Annotated in this window: 18 protein-coding genes and 1 pseudogene; 8 read left to right on the top strand and 11 right to left on the bottom strand. The window is 67.7% G+C overall.

Annotation, left to right across the window (positions count from 1 at the left end; genetic code table 11):
* Positions 1-6 precede the first annotated feature (6 nt).
* The 4 genes from NOF53_RS18440 to NOF53_RS18425 all read left to right on the top strand — a co-directional run bounded on the left by NOF53_RS18440 (position 7) and on the right by NOF53_RS18425 (position 5,024).
* Positions 7-1,047 carry a hypothetical protein gene (locus NOF53_RS18440; protein ID WP_255971354.1) on the top strand — a complete coding sequence of 347 codons (1,041 nt, stop codon included), beginning with the start codon at positions 7-9 and terminating at the stop codon, positions 1,045-1,047.
* Entirely contained in the window at positions 1,044-2,510 is a 1,467-nt protein-coding gene (locus NOF53_RS18435; protein ID WP_255971324.1) for a GTPase Era family protein, read from the top strand. The genes NOF53_RS18440 and NOF53_RS18435 overlap by 4 nt, the downstream gene beginning before the upstream one ends.
* A 93-nt stretch (positions 2,511-2,603) precedes the next feature.
* The gene (locus tag NOF53_RS18430) at positions 2,604-2,915 is read left to right on the top strand and encodes a DUF6802 family protein (protein ID WP_255971322.1); all 312 of its coding nucleotides are present in this window, start codon (positions 2,604-2,606) and stop codon (positions 2,913-2,915) included.
* Positions 2,916-3,194: 279 nt separating this feature from the next.
* Positions 3,195-5,024 carry a phosphoenolpyruvate carboxykinase (GTP) gene (locus NOF53_RS18425; protein WP_255971320.1) on the top strand — a complete coding sequence of 610 codons (1,830 nt, stop codon included), beginning with the start codon at positions 3,195-3,197 and terminating at the stop codon, positions 5,022-5,024.
* Between the two features lie 83 nt (positions 5,025-5,107).
* Here the strand turns inward: NOF53_RS18425 and NOF53_RS18420 are convergent, their stop codons facing one another.
* Entirely contained in the window at positions 5,108-5,584 is a 477-nt protein-coding gene (locus tag NOF53_RS18420) for a VOC family protein (protein WP_255971318.1), read from the bottom strand.
* Positions 5,585-5,727: 143 nt separating this feature from the next.
* On the opposite strand from NOF53_RS18420, the gene NOF53_RS18415 reads away from it, so the two are divergent.
* A complete protein-coding gene (locus tag NOF53_RS18415) occupies positions 5,728-6,228 on the top strand; it encodes a hypothetical protein (RefSeq protein WP_255971316.1) in 501 nt (166 codons plus the stop codon).
* 78 nt (positions 6,229-6,306) lie between these two features.
* On the opposite strand, the gene NOF53_RS18410 is transcribed toward NOF53_RS18415, so the two are convergent.
* From NOF53_RS18410 to NOF53_RS18390, 5 genes are all read right to left on the bottom strand, one after another.
* Positions 6,307-7,755, bottom strand: a complete 1,449-nt coding sequence (locus NOF53_RS18410) for an aldehyde dehydrogenase (RefSeq protein ID WP_255971314.1) — start codon at positions 7,753-7,755, stop codon at positions 6,307-6,309.
* 31 nt (positions 7,756-7,786) lie between these two features.
* Entirely contained in the window at positions 7,787-8,932 is a 1,146-nt protein-coding gene (locus tag NOF53_RS18405; protein ID WP_255971312.1) for an Rv3169 family protein, read from the bottom strand.
* Entirely contained in the window at positions 8,929-10,092 is a 1,164-nt protein-coding gene (locus tag NOF53_RS18400) for a phosphotransferase family protein (protein WP_255971310.1), read from the bottom strand. Before NOF53_RS18400 ends, NOF53_RS18405 begins: the two co-directional genes overlap by 4 nt.
* A 105-nt stretch (positions 10,093-10,197) precedes the next feature.
* Positions 10,198-11,082: an ROK family protein gene (locus NOF53_RS18395; RefSeq protein WP_255971308.1), complete on the bottom strand. Its 885-nt coding sequence runs from the start codon at positions 11,080-11,082 to the stop codon at positions 10,198-10,200.
* A gap of 2 nt (positions 11,083-11,084) precedes the next feature.
* Positions 11,085-11,840 (bottom strand): class I SAM-dependent methyltransferase, encoded by a 756-nt coding sequence (locus NOF53_RS18390; protein ID WP_255971352.1) that lies wholly within the window; start codon positions 11,838-11,840, stop codon positions 11,085-11,087.
* Between the two features lie 172 nt (positions 11,841-12,012).
* Here NOF53_RS18390 and NOF53_RS18385 point away from each other — a divergent pair, with 172 nt between their 5' ends.
* Positions 12,013-13,233, top strand: coding sequence for a glycosyltransferase family 4 protein (locus NOF53_RS18385; RefSeq protein ID WP_255971306.1), 1,221 nt, complete (start codon positions 12,013-12,015; stop codon positions 13,231-13,233).
* Here NOF53_RS18385 and NOF53_RS18380 read toward each other — a convergent pair.
* Positions 13,174-14,895, bottom strand: a complete 1,722-nt coding sequence (locus tag NOF53_RS18380) for an MmpA family trehalose lipid delivery protein (protein ID WP_255971305.1) — start codon at positions 14,893-14,895, stop codon at positions 13,174-13,176. The two genes, NOF53_RS18385 and NOF53_RS18380, sit on opposite strands and share 60 nt — an antisense overlap.
* Positions 14,896-14,949: 54 nt before the next feature.
* Between NOF53_RS18380 and NOF53_RS18375 the strand changes: the two genes are divergently transcribed.
* Complete coding sequence (locus NOF53_RS18375) at positions 14,950-16,152, top strand: polysaccharide biosynthesis protein (protein WP_255971303.1); 1,203 nt, start codon at positions 14,950-14,952, stop codon at positions 16,150-16,152.
* 100 nt (positions 16,153-16,252) lie between these two features.
* Here NOF53_RS18375 and pgfA read toward each other — a convergent pair whose 3' ends face one another.
* Positions 16,253-17,398, bottom strand: coding sequence for a cell envelope lipid trafficking protein PgfA (pgfA, locus tag NOF53_RS18370; protein WP_255971301.1), 1,146 nt, complete (start codon positions 17,396-17,398; stop codon positions 16,253-16,255).
* Positions 17,399-17,618: 220 nt separating this feature from the next.
* Between pgfA and NOF53_RS18365 the strand changes: the two are divergent.
* A pseudogene (locus NOF53_RS18365) lies at positions 17,619-18,683 on the top strand (acyltransferase family protein); the annotation flags it as partial.
* Positions 18,684-18,706: 23 nt separating this feature from the next.
* Here NOF53_RS18365 and NOF53_RS18360 read toward each other — a convergent pair.
* The 3 genes from NOF53_RS18360 to NOF53_RS18350 form a co-directional block, all read right to left on the bottom strand.
* Positions 18,707-23,026, bottom strand: a complete 4,320-nt coding sequence (locus NOF53_RS18360; RefSeq protein WP_255971350.1) for an alpha-(1->3)-arabinofuranosyltransferase domain-containing protein — start codon at positions 23,024-23,026, stop codon at positions 18,707-18,709.
* A 46-nt stretch (positions 23,027-23,072) separates the two neighbouring features.
* Entirely contained in the window at positions 23,073-23,246 is a 174-nt protein-coding gene (locus NOF53_RS18355) for a DUF2613 domain-containing protein (protein WP_255971299.1), read from the bottom strand.
* A gap of 140 nt (positions 23,247-23,386) precedes the next feature.
* A complete protein-coding gene (locus NOF53_RS18350) occupies positions 23,387-24,478 on the bottom strand; it encodes an isochorismate synthase (RefSeq protein ID WP_255971297.1) in 1,092 nt (363 codons plus the stop codon).
* Between the last annotated feature and the right edge of the window lie 35 nt (positions 24,479-24,513).

Below are 24,513 nucleotides of genomic sequence, written 5' to 3'. Positions count from 1 at the left end.
CACGTGATGGGCTTTGTAGACGCCGGGGGCGGGGAACTGGGCGAACTCGCAGACAGAGTTGCGGAAACGGACCGCGCGGCGGGGGAGTGCGTCCGGGACATCGCAGCGGATCTCCGCGCGCCGATCCGTGTGCAGATAACCGGTCGTGCGGGTGTGGGCAGAACCACTGTCGCGACCGTTCTGAAAGACGGTGCAATTCCGGGCGCCGTGATCGAAGAGCCGGGTCCGCTCGACGTGCCCGACGCGCCCGACCCCGTCCTGGACGGTGACGTGGTTGTGTGTGTCCTCGTCGAATCGGTGCGTGCCGCCGAGCGTGCGGCAGTCGCCGGGCTCGAGCGGGCGCTGTTCGTGCTCAACAAGGCAGATGCCCTCGGGGAGTCGCGGGAGCCGGCCGACGTGTGGAATGCGGCGCTCACGCGGGCGGCCGAGTGCTCGTCGGACGGTGGCCTGCCGGCTCTGCCGCTCATCGGGTCCCTCGCGACCGCCCGGGCGGTATCCGAGGCGGACCTGCCGGTCCTGCGTGAGCGCCCGCACGATCTCGGTTCCGTGTGGGATGCCCATGGTGTCGCCGCAGCGAGCGCCGCGCTCGCGGCGGATCCGCAACTGGACGCCGTAGCACTGACCGCCATGTTGCGCGTGGCGAGCGGAGCGGACGCGGTGGTGGGAGCTGTCGCCGAGCGAGTGGAGTACGTCCGGGCACGCCGATGCGAGAGTGCGCTGCGCGCGCTCCGGTCGCTGGCGGCCTGCACAGCCGAGGTCCGGGTTGTCCTCGAGGAGTACCTCGGGGGAGACGCCGCGGTCGCGCTCGCGGCCGCGGCTGCCCGAATCCACCTGACCGATTGGAATGCCGAGGCCCCGGCGGAGCCCTGCACCGCCGACGACGCCGTCCGGTGCGCGCACTGGTGGAGGGCGCAACTCGTCGGAAGGCCCACTGCCCGGCAACGTCGGGCCATCGTGGACGTGCGGCGCCATTACCTGCGCACCTGGCTGCGGATGGGTGGCCGTCCGGACGGCCGCCTGCTCGTCGACGCCCGCGAGCCGGGATGACGCGAGCGCTGACGGACCTGCCCGCCGAGACCGTCGACGTCGTTGCCCGGTGGAATCCGACGGCAGCCGCGCGGCTCGCCTCGGGTCCGGAGTTCAGACACGAGTTGTTCGTCGCCGGGCCCCGTCGTGCGGGCAAGTCCAGGCTCATCGACGGACTGCGTGAGCTCGACGCGTCCGCGTTCGACTTCGTCGACGACCCGCTGGACGCCGGTGTGGTGCTCATGGTGCTCGATGCCGCCGCACCACTCGGGCGGGAGGAGCTGTCTGTTCTCGACGTGGTCACGCGTCCCGCGTGCCCGGTGGTCTTCGCGCTGACGAAAATCGACGTCCACCGAGATTGGGCCACCGTCCGCGAGCGTGACCGCGCCCTGCTGGCCGGGCATGCGGAGCGATTCGCCGACGTGACAATTCATGCGGTCGCGGCCGGACTACGGGGTGCGCCGACGCGCGAATCCGGGGTCGAGGCGCTGCTCGCAGCACTCCTGTCCGCGGCGGACGGCCAGACGAGGGAGGCGCGGTCGGGAACGGAAAGAGTTCTCGAGCAGACCCGCCGGATGATCGTGGCCACCGGCCGTTCCATTCGGGAAACCGAAGCCGGTGCCGACCTCCGCGCCGAACGGGCCCGCCTACTCGCGCACCGCGACGGCCAGCGTGCGGAGCGGGTAGCTCGACTCCGCAGTCAGGTGCAGCTCGGCAAAGTCGAATTGATGCACGAGGTGTCCTCACGGATCCGGGCGGCGGGTGCGGCGGTGCGTGCGGACATCGACCGGGCCGGACGTACGGAACTCGCGGATTACCCTGACCGACTCGCCGACGTCGTGAAGAAGCTGAGCGCTGACCTCGACGGCGTGGTGACGACGCGACTCGACCACCTGCGTGCGCGCGCCGGTGTCGCCGCGTCCGATGCGCCCGGCACCGTCCCACCGCCCGATTCCACTGTCCCGGGACGCCCCGAGCCTCGCCACCGCGGACTCGAAGACCGAATGACGATCCTGATCGGGGCGTCGGCGGGACTCGGGCTGGGGCGCCTGGTGGTGACGCCACTGTCGGTGGTGCCTGCCCTCGACATCGCGTCCATCCCGCTGACTCTGACGCTCGGCGGCGGGGTCGCGTGGTGGCTTGCCCGGGCGCGCGGACACATCGCCGAGCGCTCCCACATGAGGCAGTGGGCCACCGAGTCACTCACGACCGTGCGTGCGCAGTGGGAGCAGTTGGTTCTCGGCCGGTTGTTGTCCGCCGAGGCGCAGATCAGCGAAATGATTCTTGCGGAGAGCCGGTCGCGCGCCGGGGAGGTGGACTCCCGGGTGGCACAGATCGACGGTGAGCTGCGAGGGCTCACGGCGAGGCGTAATGGTCAGCTCGCTGCGTGTGACCGGGACCTGGCGGCGATCGATCGCGGACTGCGGGAAATTTCTGACGCGAGGCGGGAACCGAAACACCTTCCCGAACGTCAGAGTACGTAGAGGTCTTCGGCGCAACATGCCCACATTTGTGTGGAACCATGTTGAATTGCGTCCGTCTCTCTGTGAAACTGATCGACGTGAAGGGAGATCGCCGTGGCAACTGCTGAGAGCTTTCTCGTTCCCGATGTGCCCCACTTCGAACTCGACACGTTCGGCGAGGACTCAGGAGCGGTTGCCCTGACCGATCCGACGCACGATATCGACGGCGACGGTCTCCTCGACACGCAGACTTTCGAATCCGGAAATGCCCTGGTAGTCGCCTCGGACATGGATGGGGACGGCGACGCCGACCATCTGACGACGATCTCCGACGACGGCGCGTACGCGGCCTGGGAATTTCATCGCGGCCCGGACGGCGTGGCGCGGTGGGAACAGACTGATGACGGGACCCTCGGTAACGGCTGAATACTCTCCCAAAATGCCCGTCAGGCACGGGAAAGGCGCCTGACGGCCTTACTGAATCGTTTCTGTGACCTTTCCGACCGCACCCGGTTCCCCTGGATGGGACCCGCGGCGTTAACCTCTAGGGATAGGACACCCGGCGCCCGCGTCTTCCATGTGGCATGGACGGCCTGGCTGGACCCCGCCGAGAGGGGAAAATCGGACCGTCTGGCACTCGTTGCGAGGGGCTCTCTCGCAACGGACGGCAGATGGTCCGGTTCCGGCTCACCCCAGGAGAGTTTGATGACCTCAGCGACCATTCCCGGTCTGAACGGAACTGACGGCACGCCCCCCACGGAGCACAGTGAGCTGCTCGCCTGGGTTCGAGAGGTTGCCGAACTCACGCAGCCCGACCGCGTCGTCTTCGCAGACGGCTCGGACGCCGAATGGGATCGACTGACCTCGCAGCTTGTCGACGCCGGTACGTTCACCCGCCTCAACCAGGAGAAGAAGCCGAACTCGTTCCTCGGCAACTCCGACCCGTCGGATGTGGCACGTGTCGAATCGCGGACCTACATCTGCACCAACGAGGAGATCGGCGCCGGTCCCACCAACAACTGGATGGACCCGGCCGAGATGAAGGCCCTCATGACCGACCTCTACCGCGGTTCGATGCGGGGTCGCACCATGTATGTCGTCCCGTTCTGCATGGGTCCCCTCGGTGCCGAGGATCCTAAACTGGGCGTCGAGATCACCGACTCCGAATACGTGGTCGTCTCCATGCGCATCATGACGCGCATGGGCACCGCTGCCCTCGAGAAGCTGGGTAAGGACAAGCCGTTCGTCAAGGCCCTGCACTCGGTGGGTGCGCCCCTCGAAGAGGGTCAGGCCGACGTGCCGTGGCCGTGCAGCGACACCAAGTACATCACCCACTTCCCGGAGACCCGGGAGATCTGGAGCTACGGTTCCGGCTACGGCGGCAACGCACTGCTCGGCAAGAAGTGCTACTCGCTGCGCATCGCCTCGGCCATGGCCCACGACGAGGGCTGGCTGGCCGAGCACATGCTGATCCTCAAGCTGATCTCGCCGGAGGACAAGGCCTATTACATCGCCGCTGCCTTCCCGAGCGCGTGCGGCAAGACCAACCTCGCCATGATCCAGCCCACCGTTCCGGGCTGGCGCGCCGAGACTCTCGGCGACGACATCGCGTGGATGCGGTTCGGTCAGGACGGCCGGCTGTACGCCGTCAACCCGGAGTTCGGATTCTTCGGTGTCGCACCCGGCACGAACCACGGTTCCAACCCCAACGCCATGAGGACGATGGAGGCGGGCAACACGCTCTTCACCAACGTCGCACTCACGGACGACGGCGATGTGTGGTGGGAGGGCCTCGAAGGTGACCCGCAGCACTTGACGGACTGGAAGGGCAACGACTGGACGCCCGAGTCCGGTGAGAAGGCGGCCCACCCGAACTCGCGGTACACCACCCCCATGTCGCAGTGCCCCATCCTCGCTCCCGAGTGGGACGACCCGCAGGGTGTGCCGATCTCGGCGATCCTGTTCGGCGGACGTCGCAAGACCACCGTCCCGCTGGTCAGCGAGTCGTTCGATTGGCAGCACGGCACGTTCCTCGGTGCCACCCTGTCGTCCGAGCAGACCGCAGCCGCGGAAGGTGCCGTGGGCACCGTGCGCCGCGACCCGATGGCGATGCTGCCGTTCATCGGCTACAACGCCGGTGACTACCTGAACCACTGGATCAACGTCGGTAAGAACGCGGACGCTCAGAAGTTGCCGAAGATCTTCTACGTCAACTGGTTCCGCCGCGGCGACGACGGCCGCTTCCTGTGGCCAGGTTTCGGCGAGAACTCGCGCGTCCTGAAATGGATCGTCGACCGCATCGAGCACAAGGCCGAAGCGGAGTCCACCCCGATCGGTTACGTCCCGACCGCAGCCGACCTCGAGTTGGACGGCCTCGACGTGAACGCGGACGACGTCGCCGAGGCGCTGAAGGTGAACGTCGACGAGTGGAAGCAGGAGTTGCCGCTGATCGAGGAATGGTTCGAGTTCCTCGGTGAGAAGGTGCCGTCCGGTATCCGTGACGAGTTCGAGGCACTGAAGCAGCGCCTGGGCTAGTCTCCCCGTAGGTGACCGAATGTCACAGTGGTTCAGTGATACTGAATCACTGTGACATTCGGCGTTTCAAAGGGAGATCGAGGTCAGCCCTGCGTGGCGGCCCACTCCTCGACCCGCCGCTGGGCTTCCTCGTCGGAGACGTTTTCGACGCGGGTCATGATCGCCCACCGGTGCCCGAACGGGTCGAGGAGGGAGCCGAAGCGATCGCCGGTGACAAACGTGGACGGCTCCTCGAAAACGTTCGCGCCGCGCTCGACGGCACGACGGAACGTGGCATCGACGTCCTCGCAGTAGAGCACGTACGAATGGTTGACGGTGTTCGTGCCGTCGGGCGCCTGCAGGCCCATCGTCGGCATCGGGTCGCTGAGCTGGATTCGGCCGTTGCCGAAGTCGAGTTCGGCGTGCATGACGGAGCCGTCGTTGCCGTCCATGCGCTGAACGACCGTCGCTCCGAACACCTCGGCGTAGTAGTCGATGGCCTTGGCTCCGCCGTCCACCACCAGATACGGCGTAATGGTGGTGTATCCCTCGGGGACGGGGCGCACTTCGTCTGTGGTCATGGTTTCAGTGTGCCGCCCGGACAGGACCCTGCATTGAACAAATCCGACCGATTCGGGCGGAACCCGGCAGGGCAACCGACAATCCCATACCATTCGGTCTGTAAGTGTCATGATTTCGATGCTCACCAACGAAAGGATTGACGATGCAGCCAGGAACCAGTACGGGCATGAAGCGACTCGCCGGAGGTGCCGCATTTGCTGCGGCTGCTGCGGCCGCCGTATCCATGGCCATGCCGGCGACTGCTTCGGCAGCAACGGAGGTAGCCCCTCCGACCGTGGTGACCGAGGTGGACGGAAATACCCTCGACATCACGGTCACCAACCCGAATATCTTCGCGCTCACCGACCCGCAGTCCTGTGGTGCCGTGGCGTTCGATGCCACCAGGCTCCCGGAAGTCCTCTCCAACCCTGCAGTCGTTCTCGAGCCGGGCTTCGCGGCCTGGATGACTCCGCTGACCGATCGGGTGGTTGCGAACGCCGCGGGTGACGCAGTCAAGACCTACACCACCGCGGAACTCGCGGACGGCGCCTACGCCGTGATCGGCGAGTGCCTCTCGCTTAGTACCGCCACCAGCCCGCAGACGACGCTGCCGCAGATCGTCTTCGTCGGCGGCCCGCTGGATGGAATCCAGTTCGGCAGCTAGACCCCGGACGGCGCTTCGCGCTCGTGCGCCTTTCTGGTGGCAGCAGCTACTGGAAAGGCGCACGAGCGGCGGAGCCGTCTAGCCTGCGTAGCCGGGTGGGTAGAGCACGGACTTGGTCTCGCAGAAGGCCTCGAGGCCTTCGGGTCCGTCCTCACGTCCGATGCCCGAATTCTTGTAGCCGCCGAACGGGGAACCCGGATCGAAGGCGTACCAGTTGATTCCGTAGGTGCCGGTGCGGACCCGGGCGGCCACTTCGAGACCCTTCTCGACATCGGTGGTGTAGACCGACCCGGCGAGCCCGTAGTCGGAATCGTTGGCGATCTTGATGGCCTCGTCGACGGAGTCGTAGGGGATCACGCACAGCACGGGTCCGAAGATCTCTTCCCTGGCGATGGTCATCGAATTGTCGACGTCCGCGAAGATCGTCGGCTCGACGAAGTACCCGGTCTCGAGGCCGGCCGGACGTCCGCCGCCGAGCACCAGACGTGCGCCTTCCTCCTTGCCCTTGGCGATGTAACCCTCGACCCGTTCGCGCTGCTTCTCGGAGATCAGGGGCCCGAGCTGCGCCGCCGGGTCGGACGGGAGTCCGACTGGGAAGAAGGCGGCGGTGGCCACCATGCCCTCGACCACTTCGTCATAGCGGGACCGCGGTGCCAGGATGCGAGTTTGTCCGACACAGGCCTGCCCGGTGTTCATCAGCCCGGACATCACGAGCATCGGCATCGTCGAGACGAGGTCGGCGTCTTCGAGAACGATCGCGGCGGACTTGCCGCCCAGTTCGAGGGAACAGCGCTTGAGGTTCTGCGCCGCAATGGCGCCGATCTTCCGGCCCACGGCGGTGGAGCCGGTGAAGGTGATCTTGTCGATGTCCGGGTGCGACACCAAGTATTCACCCGTCTCGGCGCCACCGGGCACGAGCGACAGCACACCCTCGGGCAGACCGGCCTCGGCGAAGATCTCCCCGACGATGTTGGTGGTCAGCGGTGATTCCGGGGCGGGCTTGAGCACCATCGTGCACCCGGCGAGCAGGGCGGGGCCCAGCTTGTTGATCGCCAGGAACAGTGGGACGTTCCAGGCGATCACCGCGGCCACCACACCGACCGGCTCCCGGGTGACGCGGGAGCGGCCGAAGGCACCCGAACGTTCTTCCGTCCACGGGAACGAATCGGCGAGTCCGGCGAAGTAGTTGATCGTGGCGAGTGACGGGGTCACCTGCATCATCTGCACCGAAGCGGGGGGCTGACCCATCTCGGACGAGAGGACGCCGGCAATTTCCTCCGCGCGTTCCTCGAGAAGCTTCGCGGCCTTGGCGATCACCTGCGCGCGCTCGGCGGGCGACAGGCGTGGCCACGGGCCGTCGTCGAATGCGCGCCGGGCGGCGGCGACGGCTGCGTCGATGTCCTGCGGCCCGGCAACCGGAACCGAGCCGACACGTTCTTCGGTTGCGGGAGAGAACACTTCGAGCACCTGATCGGTGGACGGCGTTACCCACTTGCCGCCGATGTAGAGCTTGTCGTAGTCGGTCATTCTTCCATTCCCTCTTTGATTGCCCACCCGGTCAGCGGGCGGTGTCGGTGAAACTGTCGAATCCGTAACGTGCGTGTGGGCCGATCGCCGCAACTTCGAAAAGTCCCGTACCCAGCACGGTGTCGCCGCCGTCGTCCAGACGGAAGCGGGTCAGATTGTCGACGGGACAGAACATGCGCAGTCCCGGGTCGATCTCGGACGCCCGCTTGCGCAGTCCCTGCACCACGAGTTCGCCCTGCCACATCCCGTGCCGCCAGTCGGCTTCGAGTCCGTAGCCGGTGCCGATCCCGATGTAGTTGGAAACCAGAAACTCGCAGGTGACACTGACGAGCTCGCGACCGGGCCGGTGGAAGGTGAGTGATGCCGCGGTCACGTCCCGGGTGCCCGGCTCGAACTTCAGCTCGTGCTCGGGCCTTCCGAGCCATTCGGGTTCACGTCCGTCCTCGGGCCAGATGCGGACCGCTTCTTCGACGATGCGCATGCCGCGTTCGTCCTCCTGCAGCACCACGCAGATCGAGTAGTCGTCGAACTGCATCACCGAGTAGATCCAGAAGAAGTTCTGGATTCCGTCCACGGCGCGTCTGCCCGGCGGCTCGGATTCGCCGACCGGACGTACGCCCCACGACCGGTCGCGGTTGCCGCGCCAGCTGTCCGGGGTGACGGTTCGAGGTGCGCCGTCGATCGTCAGTTCGCCCGACCACGTGCCGGTCTGGACGAACCGGCTGGTGTCGAAGGTGACCCGTTCGAGCTGGCGGCGGAAATGCCGTGGCTCCAGTGTCGCGGGGATGACGGCGTCGAAGGTGAGGTCGAACGAGAGGTCGTACTCACCGGGTTCGAGCACGATCCGCAGTCGTTGCAGGCCCTCGAGGACCTCGACGCGAAACGGACCGACGGTGGTGTCGGAACGGTCGGTACCGAGAGCTTTCGAACTGCGCACGACGATGTGGTCGTCGCCGCGGCGTAGCACCGCGAAGGCGTCTGTGACACCGAGGTTGGGGTACTGGCCGAGGCCGACGATGAGGAAGAGATCCGTCTCGGCCGACGGGTAGCAGTTGAAGTAGTAGCGGTCGTAGAAATTGCGGTCGGACGTCGCTACGCGGCGGATCGGTTCGGCCACCTGATGCACGAGATAGTCGTCCATCGGTGAGAGCGGATTGCCCGCGAAGTCCGCGCTCACTGCAACTTCTCCCAGTAGGTGCCGTCGAGCATCGCCTGGAGCGAGGCTCGGTGCATGATCAGGTCGTCGGGGTCTTCCGGTGCGACGGCTTGCCCGAAGTGGATGGCGCGGGTCTGGATTCGCAGCATGATGGTGGCCTGCCGCAGGGCCGCGTACACGGTGTAGAACTCGAGGTTGCGGGGAGCCTGGCCGGACAGTTTCTCGTAGGTAGTGGCGATGTCGTCGACGCGCAGGAAGTCCGGCATGCCTTCCAGACCCGCGACTTCGGCGATGTCTTCGAAGAACCGGTGCAGGTACGCCATCCACCCCAGGTCGAGTTCACGCGGTCCGAGTGTGGCCATCTCCCAGTCGAGTACGGCCACCGGCCGAAAATCCTCGTACATGATGTTGCCGATGCGGGCGTCCCCCCAGCAGAAGACCGCGGGGGAGGAATCGCCCGGGCGGTTCTCCTCGAGCCAGGCGAAGCTGCGCTCGATCAACGGGGACCGCGGCCCCGACTGGGTGGTCCACTCGTAATACTCGCGCTGCTGACGTATGTGCGCCGCGAGCGACTCGGAGACCGTCGGACCCGACCCGGGCAGTCGAAGGAAGTCGAACCGATCCCACGGACGGTCGATGTCGTGCAGTTTCGCGAGCACCTCCACCGAGGCGTGCTGCAGCAGCGTGCGCTGGGCGTCGGTCGCCTCGGTCACCCACGACCCGAAGTTGTAGGGCATCACGTCCGGTGGGACCTGACCGGAGACGCGGGCCATGACGAAGAACGGCGCACCGAGTGGTTCGGGATTCGTCTCGGACCAGTAGACGACCGGGACCGGGACCGAGGAGTGTTCGCGGACCTGCGCCATTACCTGGAACTGGCTGTCGAGGTCGTAGCGCGGGAAGACGGGCATGGTGCTGTCGGCCGGGGCCACTCGGGCGACCAACGGATGCTGTTCACCCGACCACACGGCGTCGAACAGGATGGTCTCGCTGGACATTCCGTTGGCGTCGGGGAGATGGACGTGCGTGACGTCGGGGACGGTGCCTGCGGGCAGTTGGCCGGACAACCACCGCTGTAGCCGTTCGCGCAGGATCTCGGGGTCGCGTTTCGAGTTGCTGGGTCGGGCGACCTCGGACTGATGAATGGAGTTGTCGGCAGATCGGGGAGCACTCGTGCTCACGATTCACCTCCTCCTCTTCTGAACGTGGTGTGACCCTGAACACTAGAACACGTTACAGAATTTCGGAACAGAAGGTGAGAACCGGTCTCCCGGTCGCCCCGGACTTCAGTCGTCGAGCGCGAGGACCCCCGCCCCGACCAGCGTTCCGGTGGAGCCCAACTCCGCAGGCACGATGCGCAGGCCCGCGACGAACGTCAAGCGGGCGTGCCGGGCAGCGGCCGCGCGCATCGGCCGCCACAGCGCCGGGCCCGCCTGAGCAAACCCGCCGCCGACGACCGCGAGGTCGACATCGAGCAACGCCGCGGCGGAGGCGATGGCCGCGCCCAAGGCGGTGCCGGCGCGGTCGAGGGCGGCCACGGCGACAGGATCGCCGGCCGCTGCCGAACTCGCCAGGTCGATGCCCGTCGCACCCGTCCAGCCGTGCGAGCGAGCCCACCGCACGGACGCGGGACCGCTCGCCATGGTTTCGAGGCAGCCGATGCCGCCGCACGTGCAGGCCTCGGCGCCACCGGGAACGACCATGTGACCGATGTGCCCGGCGTTGCCGGTGCGACCGGTTGCGATGCGCCCGGCCAGGACCACGCCGCCGCCGATGCCCGTCGAGACGACCAGAGAGACGAGGTCGGTGGTGCCGCGCCCGGCGCCGTGCCGATGCTCGCCGAGCGCAGCAGCAGCGCCGTCCATGGCGAGCTGCGTCCGTGCGCCCGGGAAGAGGTCGCGGACGGCGGTGACCAGGCCGAACCCGGCCGACCACTCGTCGATGTTGATGGGGGACACACGGCCGGTCGTCGAGTCGACCGGTCCGGCGCAGGCGATGCCGACGGAGGTGATCGTGGCGTCTGCGGCGACTTTGCGCAGCAGTGCGGCGCATGCGTCCCAGACGCCGGCCGCGGGAGTCGCGGTGATCGACGGCGCCGGGACAGTGCCGCCTTCTCCGACGAGTCCGGCGGCGATCTTGGTACCGCCGATGTCGAGCGCCAGGCGGGCCACGATCAGCGCTTCTTCAGCACGAGGACGAGGTTGCTCACCAGAAATTCGCGGAGCCCCGGTACCCGCACCATCCACCACGCCCACCGCGGATGGTAGCGGGGGAAGGCTGCGAGAAGCTCGGCGTCGGTAGTGCTCTTCGCCCACCGAAGACCTTCGGCGGCACCCACTTTGAACAACGACACACCGTATCGGTTCTTGGGTTCGCGACCGGTCTTACGGACGTACCGGCGCGCGGCGTATTCACCACCCAGTGCATGCCACGGGCCGGTTTCGTGCCCACCGAACGGTCCCCACCACAACGTGTACGACAACACGATCATGCCACCGGGCTTCGTGACCCGGACCATCTCGTCGGCCATCGCCCACGGTTCGCTGACGTGCTCGGCCACATTGGAGGAAAAGCAGATGTCCACCGAGGACGTGCGGAACGGCAACGCGAGACCCGAACCGCGGATGGCCCCGCCCACGGCGAGACCTGCTGCGTGCATCTCCGACGGGTCGGGCTCCACCGGGACATACCGGGCGCCCGCCTCCAGGAAGACATCGGCGAAGTAACCGGGTCCGCCGCCCACGTCGAGCACCGTGGTGCCGGTAAGGTCCTCGTCGGTGAGGCCGCAGTACAGGTCGCCGATGAGTTCGACGGAATCCCGGGCCAGCGCCCCGTAGAACAGGTCAGGCGCGGTCTGCTCGTGCCGGAAGTCACTGAGCAGTCCGAACGAGCGCTTCAAGGTTGCCCGTCGACCGAATCGTCGGGTCACGGGTGGCGTCGTCACGGATATGAACCTTAGCGAGTGTGGCCCACCGGACGGCAATCCGCCGCGAGGCTGCAACGCTCGGCGTAGTACGACCGATAGGGTGTTCGAGGACTATCGAGCGGAACCGCCGCCTCGGACCGAGAAAACACCGCACCGACCACAGGAGTTCACGAACGTGCACGAGGTTCTGCTGCTCTGCTGGCGAGACACCGGGCACCCGCAGGGTGGCGGCAGTGAGCGGTATCTCGAGCAGGTCGGGGCGCAGCTCGCCGCACGGGGAATCAAGGTGACTCTGCGGACCGCCGGCTACCCGGGTGCGCCCAAGAAGGAGACAGTCGACGGCATCGAGATCAGTCGCGCAGGCGGTCGGTACAGCGTCTACCCGAGGGCACTCGCGGCAATCGCCGCAGGCCGACTCGGGTTCGGGCCCCTCGAGGGCATCCGCCCCGACGCCGTCATCGACACCCAGAACGGCATTCCCTTCTTCTCCCGCGCCGTCGCGGGTGCACCGGTGACACTGCTCGTGCACCACTGCCACCGCGAGCAATGGCCGGTCGCAGGAAAGCTGATGGGCAAGATCGGCTGGTGGGTGGAATCGCGACTGTCCCCGCGCACTCACCGCGACAACCAGTACCTCACCGTGTCGCTGCCCTCGGCCGACGAACTGGTCGAACTCGGTGTCGAGCGCGAACGAATCGCCGTCGTGCGCAACGGTGCCGACGACATCCCCGCCGGCGTTGCGATTGGTGGCGCACAGACCCGGACCGACCACCCGAGTGTATGCGTACTCTCACGCCTCGTCCCGCACAAGCAGATCGAGGACGCCCTCGAAGCGGTCGCGGCCCTACGACCCACGATCGGCGGGCTGCACCTGGACGTCATCGGCGGCGGCTGGTGGGAACAGAACCTGCGTGATCGCGCCTCCGAACTGGGCATCGGCGACGCCGTCACCTTCCACGGCCACGTCGACGAATCGCGCAAGCACGAACTGCTGGCACAGTCGTGGGTGCACGTGATGCCTTCCCGTAAGGAAGGATGGGGTCTGGCGGTGATCGAGGCTGCGCAGCACGGTGTTCCGACCGTCGGCTACCGCAGCTCCAAGGGACTGACGGACTCGATCGTCGACGGCGTGACCGGGGTCCTCGTCGGTGGTATCGACGCCGCCGCCACCGATGTCGACGACCTCACGGCGGCCGTCAGCGCCCTACTCCTCGACGCGGAGACCCGAATGGTCCTCGGTGAAAAGGCACGGGTACGTGCCGGAGAATTCTCCTGGGAGCAAACAGGCAACGGTGTGCACGAGGTTCTCGCCGGCACCGCCGCCGGTCTACGTACGTCAGGACTGGTGTCGTCGGTGCTGCCGCGACCGGGCCTGGGCCACGCACACGCCGAGTAGCCCGCCGACCAGCAGCGCCGCCCAGAGCGCGTGGGCCGCGATCACCGTCGCCCGAATCTGCGCAGCTGCGTCCTGTGCCGGTACTTCGCCGTCCACGCGATACAACGCGAGATGTTCATCCGAGAACAACGGTTGCAACCCATCCAGCGTGGTGGCGGATTGCCCGTGCGGCCCGGGCGTGTCGCGCTCGACGAGCACCCAGCGAACGCCGAGCGACGCCAGGTACGCCGGGGAGCCACCGTCGAGGAGTAACCGTTCCACCTTGTGCGCGCGGGAACCCTCGCCTGCGACGGCGCGCCCGTCCACCACGAGTTCGCCCGACTGCAGGACGTCCACGGGCAACAGTCGGGGCGCCGGGTCCAGGACCGCTGCCGCCCCGCTGTACGGGAATCGGCGGAACATGCCGGTGGGCAGGACCGCGACGTCGCCACTGTCGGGTTGAGCCTCGAGCCGGGACGTCACTTGCTCCCACGACTGCGGGTACCGGACCGGCCGGAGCGTGCCTCCCACTCCCCACACGAGGTCGGGAAGAGCCAGAACCACGATCAGCACGGCCGCCACGGACCAGGTGGCGGGGCGTCGCATCACCGCCGCTGCGGCGGCAAGGGTGTAGAGCGGTGCCGCCGCCGCCACCCACTTCTGGGCGTCCCGGAACAAGCCCGCGCCGGGCACGTTCTGCACGGCCCAGCGGCCGAGGTGAAGACCCCAGGCTGTCGCGCCGAGCGTCGGCAACAGCACTGCTGCCACGGTGAGTACGGCGAGGGCCTTCACCACAGGATGGCGACGACGCCGCCATAACGCCGGTGCCCCGCAGAGGACGACGCCAAGCAACATCACTGTGCCGACCAGGGCAAACAGTGTCGTACGAGTGTTGGGGACGGCTGCGTCGTTCCACATGCCGCCCAGCCCCAGCAGGCTGCCCACCGTAGCGAGTCCAGGCTCTGCGCGTGCCGCGAAGGCCGCGACCCCAGCGGGGTCGGAGCTGTCTGCGCCTCCCGCGGAGAGGGCGGTTGCAGCCAGCCACGGCGTGCTCGCGAGACCGAACAGAATCAATGCACCGGCCGACCGCGGGAGCGGTGACGACCGCCCACCCGGAACCACCAGGACCGCCAGCGCCGTCACCGTCGCGAGCAACACGCCGGTCGGGGTGAGGCCTGCCGCCGCGAGGCACGCGGCGAGCGCGAACCAGCCTTCGCGGTGGCCCCGGCGAATGGCGACAGCCGCACACACGGTCCACGGCAGCGCTGCATACCCGGCCAGAAGACTCCAATGACCTTGCAGTAATCGCTCGGCCACGTAGGGGTTCCACAGGATCACCGTCGAACCCACCAACTGTGCGCCCAGCCCTGCCGTGGGCAGCACGGCGCGGATCATCCGGGCCGCGCCCCATCCGGCGGCCCACAAGGAGACGAGCAGGATCGCCTTCACCAGGAGCCCACCGTCGACGACGGTGCTCAACGCAGCTATCAGCGCGTCCTGCGGTACCGCGCGGGCCGCGGCGTCCGTCAGGCCCAGCGCCGAATCCGTCGGATACGAGCGGGGTGTGCTCACCGCATCACGCAGCAGTAGATATCCGGGACCGAGAAGAGGGCCGAGAATCAATGCGGCCAGGACCAGACTGTAGCCCGCCGGAATGGTCAGTGCTCGACTCCGGGCGGTCATGAGCGGCCACGATACGTGGTGCATCGGCTCAGCTCGTACAGCGCGTAGTGCATCATGGGGCGCATGACCCGCCAGACCCTCACCACCTCGGCAGTAGCCGGGGTGACGATGGTGACGGCCGGGTCGATGGTCGCGAACGTCGCGTCCTACCTGCTTCATCTTCCGGCCAGCCGATGGCTCGGGCCCGCCGGCTACGGCGAATTCGCGAGCCTGCTGGCAGCCCAGTTGGTTCTGGCCGTGCCTGCGCTCGCGCTGCAGACCGTGGTTGCGCGCGAAGTGGTCCGGGGGAGGGGGGCGCACGCGGTCCGTCGTCTGGGATACCGATGCGCCGTCATCGTCGCGATCGCGGCGCTCCTTCTCGCGCCCGCAGTCGCGTGGGCACTCGACACCGGCACCCTCGCGACCGTCTCCGCATTGATCACCGCGCCCGTGCTGGTCCTGGTTGCCACCGAACAGGGACTCCTGCAGGGCGCCGCGCGATTCGGTCCCCTCAGCGTCGTCCTCGCAGGTGCCGGGATAGCCAAGGTCGCCCCTGCCGTCGTGGTACTCGCCGTGGGCGGAGGACCGGGATTCGCCCTCGCGGCCAGTGCAGTCGGAACGGGGTTCGTCGCGCTGGCGGCGCGGGTGCTCGCCGCCCCGGACCAGTCCGGGGCGAAGAGCACCCGCATCGGAGTTGCAGCCGTCCTGAAGGCGTCGCAGGTGCAACTCGCCCTCATCGCTTTGTCGTCGATGGACCTCGTCCTCGCCCGCATCGTCCTCGGCAACGACGACGCCGGTCTCTACGCGCTCGGTGCGGTGGCTACCAAGGCCGCGTTCTGGCTTCCGCAGGCGGTCGGCGTCGTGCTGTACCCCCGGATGGCGAGCCCAGCCCACTCCGTGCAGGCCGTCCGATCCGCGATCGCCGTACTGGTCGGCCTCGGCGCCGCCCTGGTGGCCGTCGTCGCCGTGAGCGCCCCGCTCGTCCCTCTCCTCGTCGGCGAGGCGTATCGGCCGGTGCAGTCACTGCTGTGGCTGTTCGCCCTCCAAGGGGCCTGCCTGGCGGTGCTCCAAGGCGCGTTGCTCTCCGCCATCGCCGGGGAGCGCACCTACCTGGCCGTCATCGCCTGGATCGGCTTGGCTGTCGAAATTGCCTGCATGCTCACCCTCGCCTCCACCGTCGGTCAGTTCATCGGTGTCGCCGTCACCGTCGCGGCGAGCACCGCACTCGTCGTAAGCGTCCTCGCCGTCCGTAGCGCCCGCCACGCGGCAGCGGTCTGACGTCTACGTACGCGCCACCGCCCGGCGGACACGACGAAGGGGACCTCGGTGATTCCGAGGTCCCCTTCGTCTCGACTACGTGATGTCCGGGTGGACGGTGCTAACGCTGGTCGTACCTCCGCGGGTCGGCGACCGGAATTTCTTCCGTCTTGTCCGTGGTCCAGTCGTGCTGTTCCGTCGGCGCGTCCGAACCCTCGAAGTGGCGTCCGCCTTCCGCCGGAGGCACGCCGCCGGTGGTCCGGGCCGGCTGCGGGCCCTTGCCGCCGCGGAGACCGAGGATGATGCCCGCGATCAGTGCGATGAGGCCGAGGATGCCGGCGATGATCGGGACGGTGCGCCCGAAGGTGCTGATCTTGTCCATGCCGTCACGAGCCTGCTGAACCTGGTACTCGATGGTCTCCTCGTTGAAGGGCAATTCGACCTTCAGGACGTCGATCTCGGGCTTGGCCTTGTTGCGGGCGTAGTACTGGTGCAGCTGCTCCTGGCCCTTGACGACGACACCGGTTTCGGGCTCGACCCACAGGTCGCGGACGTTGGTGTACCAGCGCGTCATCGTGACGGGCAGCGTGCCGCCGGGGACGCCCCAGGCTTCGGCAGGCAGGGTCAGCTTGTTGGTGGGCGAGTTGACCACCTTCGACAGATCGACCGGCTCGATGGTCTGGTTGTAGTGGTACACCTTCAGGCCGTTGATCTCCGTCTCCTCGACGAAGTTGATGTCCTGCGTGGCGCGAGCGTTGAGGTCGAAGTAGGGGTAGCTCTTCTGCTCCGCGTTGAACGGGAACTTGTACTGCAGTCCGTCGCGCGGAACTTCCTCGGCAGGCTGGTTGGGCTGCGTCTGGATCGTGCCGACCGGGTCGTTGGTCGGCATCGACGTCTTGCGGTCGACGGTGTTGCGGTCGACGATCGCGGACAGCAGACCGGTGTCGCCCTGCTTGTCGGTGCGCCGAAGCGTCTGGCCGGCCTGGAGGGTGACCTCTTCGGCGCCGGCTGGGTCTTCGGTGGTGACGTAACGCTGTGACACCAATGGAACGTTCGTGTTGATCTCGGCCTTGCCTGCGAGGAGTGCCTGCGAGTTGAGGACGCTGCCGGTACCTTCGGCAATCGTCGTCACCTCGAGGTCCAACGGCGTCTTCTCCAACTTGCCCACCGTGTAGGTGGGGATGAGTATGGCGACGGCCAAGAGGAAGGCACCGAGGCCCACCAGAATGCAAGCAAGTATCCGGCTCGGCCCTGAGCGCTCCGCCATGCTGTCTCTCCTAACCCAATTCTGTCGATTGAGATTCCCCCACCGGCAGCATGGCTGCACGGATCGCATGGAGCCCACATCGACACCACGTGAGGCAAAACACTAACAGTCCCGAAGGCCCATTTGCCCCATCGGATAGTAAACGCACCGGCACTTCTCCAGTGAAGTGACACGAGTGCAGTTTTCCGTCACAGGGCAGGTACCAGGCACACTGGTGTCGATGACCAGTTCAGTTCGGACCTCGGATGCGCCGGCGCCCGCAGCGACCCACGACACACCTCGAGGGTTCATTCCCGCCCTCGAGGGAATGCGTGGGCTCGCCGCACTCGGTGTGCTGGTTACGCATGTCGCTTTTCAGACGGGAGCGACGCACACCGCAATTCTGGGTCGCATCTGGGGACGGTTCGATCTGGCTGTGGCTGTGTTCTTCGCGCTGTCGGGATTCCTGTTGTGGCGCGGCCACGCCGGAGCTGCGCGGGGCTTGGGACCTGCGCAGGGGATGATGCGGTACTGGTTGTCGCGTGCCACGCGAATCCTGCCTGCGTACTGGGTCGCGGTGGCTGTCGTCCTCACCTTTCTCCCTACGGCGCACGCGAGTTTCCGCACGTGGTGGGCCAATCTCGGCCTGGTGCAGGTGTTCGTGCCGCTGACCCTGACGGACGGCCTCACCCAGATGTGGAGCCTCTCGGTCGAGGTGGCGTTCTATCTGGTGCTCCCATTTCTGGCCCTGGCGTTGGTCCGATTGCGTGGCTCGGCCGCGCGACTGCGGATCCCCGCGATTGTGGCACTCGTCGCGGTGAGCTTGACGTGGGCCTTCCTGCCTGTCCCGGCGCCGGAGGGCATCCATCACGACAACTGGTTGCCCGGCTACCTGCCGTGGTTCGGAGCCGGGATGGTGCTGGCCGAGTTGTCGGTGTCCACACCCGGGCGGATGCACCGCTGGGCGCGGCACCGGGTCGCGATGTTCCTCGTCGCGGTCGCGGCGTTTGCTCTCACCACCACCGAGCTTGCCGGGCCGGAGGGGTTGGTACGACCCGAGCCGTGGCAGTACGCCGTCAAGATGGCTCTCGGTGCGGTGATGAGTTTCGCCCTGATGGCTCCGCTGGTGTTGTCCGACACTTCGCGGCACCGGTTCCTGGCCAGTCCTGCCGCTCTGGCTGTAGGCCGTTGGTCGTACGGAATTTTCATCTGGCACCTCGCGGTGCTTTCGATCGTCTTTCCGGTCTTCGGTCTCGTGCCCTTCGCCGGGCATTTCGTCTACGTACTGGTCCTCACAGTGGTGCTCAGTATCGCTGTGGCCTCGGCCAGTTACGCGCTGGTGGAGGAACCGGCGCGGCGCGCCGTCATTCGGTGGAACACTCGACGCGCCGCCGCGGAGCGACCGAGTGGCAGCACGGCGAGTCCGGCGGCGATCAACGCCACGAGCACTGGGAACTGAACGAGGAACGAGTGCCCCACATACCCGCCGGGTGCACGCCACGGTCCGGTCGAGAGCATCGCCACGCCGAGCATCGTGGACGCACCGGCCACGCCGACGAGAACCCGTGCGGTGGTAGCGGATCCGCGTAGCCGGATCAGCCCGGCGGCGATCACGGTCAGCAATATCGTCGTCACGCCGCCGACCGGCCCGGCGATAACGGTGGACGCCATGAGGATCCCCAGCCATCCGACTGTCGCGCTGCCCCACGTCCTCGGCGCCGCACCGCGGTCCCACGCCGCTTCCCGTGCACGTCGAGGCAGGCACGCCGCGGCGATCAGCGGGAGAAGGAGGAGGAGGCCGCCGAATATCCCGAGGCGGTACCAGCGGTCGGTGGGGAAGTCGAGGGTGACGGTGCCCTCGGTTCCGGCCGGGAGGATCCATCCTTGCTGCCACCCGTCGACCACGACAGGGGAAAGTTCCCGCCCGTCCGGTGCGGTGGCGATCCAGCCGGCGTTGGTGCTCTCGGGCACGACGACGAGGCGATCGCCCTCTGAGGGGGAGACGATGAGTTCCCGGTGATTGTCGGTCCAAGCGGCGGTCGAAATCTGTTCGGTGGGCACCGCACGCGGGTCCGCCCCCGCGTCGAGGCGCAGATCGTCGACGAAGAATGCCGATCCGGGTTGCACGACGATGTCCTGTGAGCCGGCGGCGAGGGGAACAGCGGTGAGGGAGTCGCACTGCGTCGCACGTACGGGGTCACCCGACAGCAACTGTTGCGCGGTTGTGGAGATGCTGGTGCGCACGAGGCGTCCGGCGATCGAGATCACCGGGCCTTCCTCACAGGGCACCGAGACGGTGTGGTCGCCGGAGTCGTCGGTGAGCCCGGACCCCCGCAGCAACGCGCCGTCCTCGCCCAGCACGCCGACCTCGGCGAGCCCGGCGGGTTGCAGCTGCGCGAAGCCGAGTGCGTTCTGATCGAGGGTGTCCTGCCACGACACGAGGCTGAGCACGATCCGGTCCGTCACGCGTGGTTCCACGGCGACGGTGAGGTCGTCGTCGACGTCTCGGACCTGGGGGCCGTCACCGAGGTCGACGGCGACTGTCGTCGGAGCGGCGGGTACTGCTCCCTCGCTGGGGGTCAGCTCGAGGCCCGTGACGAGTGTGGGCTCGGGAAGGTCGAGGGTGAGCGTGGGTTTCGCGCCCTTGCCGCTGGTGGTGTCCTGCACGGCCGACCAACTGGTCCGCGGGTCACCGTCGGTGGCGGCGAACGCGGATCCGCGTAGATCGCCGATATTGCTGGTTCCGCGCGCTCTCGGCCGGCCCGGACGAGTCAGAAGCTCTTCGAGTGCGGCACCGTGCCGCGCCCGCACAGTGAGCTGCGGCGTGACAGCGGTGGCGTCGGGCACCGACAGCGTGCGCTGGAAAGCGCCGGCCTCTTCCGGCGGTAGCGCGAAGGCATTGCTGCAGCGGATGCGGTCGGGTGATTCTGCGCAGGCATTGCGGCCGGGCAGCTCCTGGGTGAGGTCCCACCCGGACACCGACGCGCCGTCGGGGGTGGGAGGCAGCACCGTGCGGTACCGGATGGGTACGGTCACGGGGGGTGCGTCCCGGCGGGAGAAGTCCTCTACCGACACTTCGCTGATTCCGAATTGTGTTCCTGCGGATCCGTTTTCGGTGCGAGTGGCGGTGATGCGCACCCAGGGTGTGTCGCCGCCCGGGACGGACACCGTGATCGGCTTGCCGGGCGCATCCACCTTCACGGCGGTGCTGCCGTTGGGCGTCGAGACCTCCATCCACCGGACGGGGGCGCCGATGGCCGCCGGGCTCGTCGTGATGTGCAGCAATGAGCTCGTCAGGGGAGTGTCGAAGTCGATCTGGAGCCACTGGCCGAGCGCCCGCTCGATGCCGTTGCTGAACCAGCCCGTTGCGGGATCGCCGTCGACGGTCGCGGCGGCACTGCTGGCAGGTGAGGTTCCGCCCAACTGCGTAGCGTCGGATGCGGCACTGGACACACTGATCCGGGCGCCGTCCCATTCGCCCTGCACGAGTGGTGTGTCGGCCACCGGATAGTCCGGTACGAGGTTGTGGGTGCGGCGCGCGTCGTCCGGAGACCGCAGTGCCGAGCTGTGGTTGTCGACCTGCCCGTAGTCGGTCTCGCGGTTCCGGGGGGTGTCGGTGACGGTGACGTCCTGTACCGGCAACCCGGCCCGCTGGGCGTCTGCGGCGAGGAGCACCGGCCCGGACCCGGGAAGAGTCCCGTTCTCTCGCAGGCGCTGCAGCGACTCCGGGCCGCCCTGCACGCGCGGGACGTCGTCGAGGGTGGCGGTGTACGGCCCGCTCGTCGCCGGCGAGCCGTCCGGCATCGACACCTCGAAGATCTCGATCGCCGGGTACCGGGGCCGGAGGTCGCTGTCGATCACGAGGCCGTCCACGTCGCCTGGGCCGATGTGCTCGCCGAATTCGGCCACCCGGGTGAAGCCGGGCGAGCCGGTGACAGCCTGGTGGGCCATGATCGGCCGGGTCGACCGCGAGGTGTCCGGATCGAGATCGTTGCGGAGCACGAGGTAGTGGATGCCCTGACCGAGCAACGTCTGGGCCATGCCGTCCGACGGGCGGCCGTCGGTGATCAAGCGCTGGATCGAGTCCATCGCGCGGATCGTGCCGGGTGGGGTGAGCGGGACTGCGTCGCGGGATGCCCACGGTGTGGACGCCAGCGCCTGGATGGGTTCGTCGCGGGTCAGGCCCCACACCTGACTGCCGAACGGTGCACCCGGTACGACGAGTGCTCGTTCGGCGTCGGATCCGTCCGGGCTCGTTCCACCGGCGTGGTGCTCGAGCCACGTCGCGGCCTGCTGCCAGTACTCGGGCACTTCCGGGTAGGTTCCGCGCGGTGCGAGCTTCCCGGTCCAGGCGAGCGAAGTGGCGAGGGTCAGCGCGACGAGGATCAGATTGGTGACCGCGACCATGGGTTCGCGTTCGGGATGGGCGATTGCGCTGCGCCAGCGGACCGCTGGGACCGAACCCGGCAACGGAACCTGAGCAAGCAGATGGGCCAGCCCGAGGACGAGCGGCAGCCGGACGAGCGGCTCGAGTTTGTGCACGTTGCGTAGCGGAGCCCCGGTGGAGTCGAGGAACAGTCTCACCTGCTCGGCGACCGGGGATCCGAGTTCACCGATGTAGCCGGCTGCCAATCCGGTGACACCGACGAACAGGATGAGCACGAGGCGTCCGCGCGCCGGCATCGACCGCATGCACAGTCCCGCCAGCCCGGCCGCCGCGATGACACCGGTGGCGGCCACCGCGGCCGGCTGGGTGACGAGCACGGCGCCGGCGATGCGCTCAGGGGAGACGAATGGAGTCCAGCTGTCGGTGCCGCGCAGAATCTCGGCGAGCGACGTCCACTGTGTGGTCACCCCGGACGACTCGATGTAGTCCAGGAACGGCGGGCTCACCTTCCCGAGTAGCAGCAGCGGCACGATCCACCACAGCGTGGCCAGTGCGAGGAACGGGAACCACCACGCGGTGAAGGTCCACCAACGCCGGTTGGGCCGGTGAGAGATCCACCAGAGTCCGGCCACCAGGCACGCTGCTGCGGTCGCGACGGCATTGACCGCACCCATGAGGGCCACAGCCAGCGCCGACTGCGCCGCCAGCCGCGCAGGCGAATGCGACAGAACGCCGGCGCGAACCGTGCCACTCGGAGGGCCGAACGCCACGACGAGCGGCAGCAGAACCCACGGGGCCAGCATCATCGGCAGCGTTTCCGAAGAGATGGAGCCGAGGGTGGTGAGCACGCGCGGGGAGAACGCGAACGCGATTCCGGCGATGACGCGAGACGAGCGACTGCCGACGCCGAGCGCCTCGGCGAGCCGAACGATGCCCCAGAATCCGGCCACGAGCAGCAGTGCCCACCACACGCGCTGGGTTATCCAGGGAGGAATGGTGAGGACGTCGCCGAGCGCGAAGAAAGCGCCGTGCGGAAAGAAGTACCCGTAAGCCTGGTTCTGGACCTGGCCCATCGGCGCCTGGCTGCTCCACTGATGTGCCGCCCGTTCCAGGAACCCGATCGGATTCTGGGTGAGGTCGTACTTCGTGTCAGCCGCGAGCCGGCCGGGAGTTTGCAGGAAGGAGAGAAAGAACGCTACGACAGAGGCGCCGAACAACCACCGTCGGGACAGAGGTTCCACCGAGGGGGCCATGGACGACATGGCCACCGGCTCGGAAGTAGTGCGGGAACTCGCGAAGCCGGCGCTCTCAGCGGCTGCCGTACTCAACCTGGTTCAGCAGTGAGGAGTCTGCGTTGCCGCTCCGGTCGATTTCGGGGCGGGTGTTGTTCTGCGCTGCTGCCGTGATGCCGAAAGTCGCCACAGCACCGAGAGCAACACCGACCACAGCACTGACCACACCGGGCACCAGGAACTTCCCCATCAGACATCTCCCACCGTCGTGCCATCGACGCACACGGCTACTCCCGCGTACGAATTGCTCGGGTCAAGGTATCACTCGCGGCCCGTCTGGCTGGTCATTGGTGCGTTTGCGGCAGCTCCGGCGAGTGCGAGCCGGCCGGGTCATTCTGCGACGACTGCTCCGAGCGCCCCCAGAAGCGTGCGGAGCTTGGCGGTCGTCTCGTCCAGCTCGGACTGTGGGTCGGAGTCGGCGACGATGCCGCCGCCCGCGGTCGCGAGCACCTCGAGGCCGTCCGCGGTGATCTCGGCGCAGCGGATGGCCACCACCCAGTCACCGTCACCCTGGGCATCGCACCACCCGACGGCACCGCCGTAGAACCGCCGCTCCTCTTCCGTCTCGCGGATGGCGGCCAGCGCCAGGTCGGAGGGGGTGCCGCAGACGGCGGGCGTGGGATGCAACAGTGTCGCGAGGCTGAGCGCGTCCGTCGCCGGGTCGCGCAACAGCCCTCGGATCGGGGTCGCGAGATGCCACACCTCGTGGGTGCTCGTCAGAACGGGCGCGTCGGGAACACTCAGCTCTGTGCACAGCGGGGCGAGGACTTCTTCGATCCAGGCGGTGACGAAGGCGTGCTCGGCCAGGTTCTTCGTCGAGTCCAGCAGCCCGAGACCCTCGCGTTCATCGGCGGCGGGATCGGTGCGCCGTGGCGCTGTCCCGGCGAGCGGACGGCAGGTGATCGCACGACCGCGACGGCTGATCAACACCTCGGGGCTCGCGCCGACGAGGCTGTGACCCCGGAAGCCGTCTCCGGCCGACGTGAGGTCGACGGCAAAACCGTTGGCTCGAGGATTCGACTGAATCAGCCGCGCCGCCAACGTCTCCGGATCGACAGGTGTCTCCGACGCCAGGACGACGCTGCGGGCGGCCACCACCTTTCCCAGTGCGCCGCTCCGTAGGCGGTCGACCAGAGCGCCGACGCGGGCCACGTGTTCGGCCGGCTCGGGCACCTGCCGCGCCACTCGGACGGGCGGGAGTTCCGCCACTTGCCCCGGTTGCCACGGGCCGCTCGTAAATTCCCACGAGTCGGGGGCGGTCAACGCAGCTCGGCGCGCGGGATCGAAGGGCAGTGCACCGACGACGAGTTCGGTGTCACCGTCGGCGAGCGCGGTGATCGCTGCCGACGCGGAGTCGTATCTGCTGCGGGCGCCGGCCGTGCGCAACGTCCGGTCGGCGCGGGAGAGGAGGAAGCCGTCCATGGTTCTGCCGACAGTAGTGGGCCGGCGCCGTCCTC

The organism is Rhodococcus tibetensis, assembly GCF_024438035.1.
GTDB lineage: Bacteria > Actinomycetota > Actinomycetes > Mycobacteriales > Mycobacteriaceae > Rhodococcus_F > Rhodococcus_F tibetensis.
The sequence above is the reverse complement of the archived record's forward strand: the minus strand, read 5'-3'. Positions and strand labels throughout refer to the sequence as shown.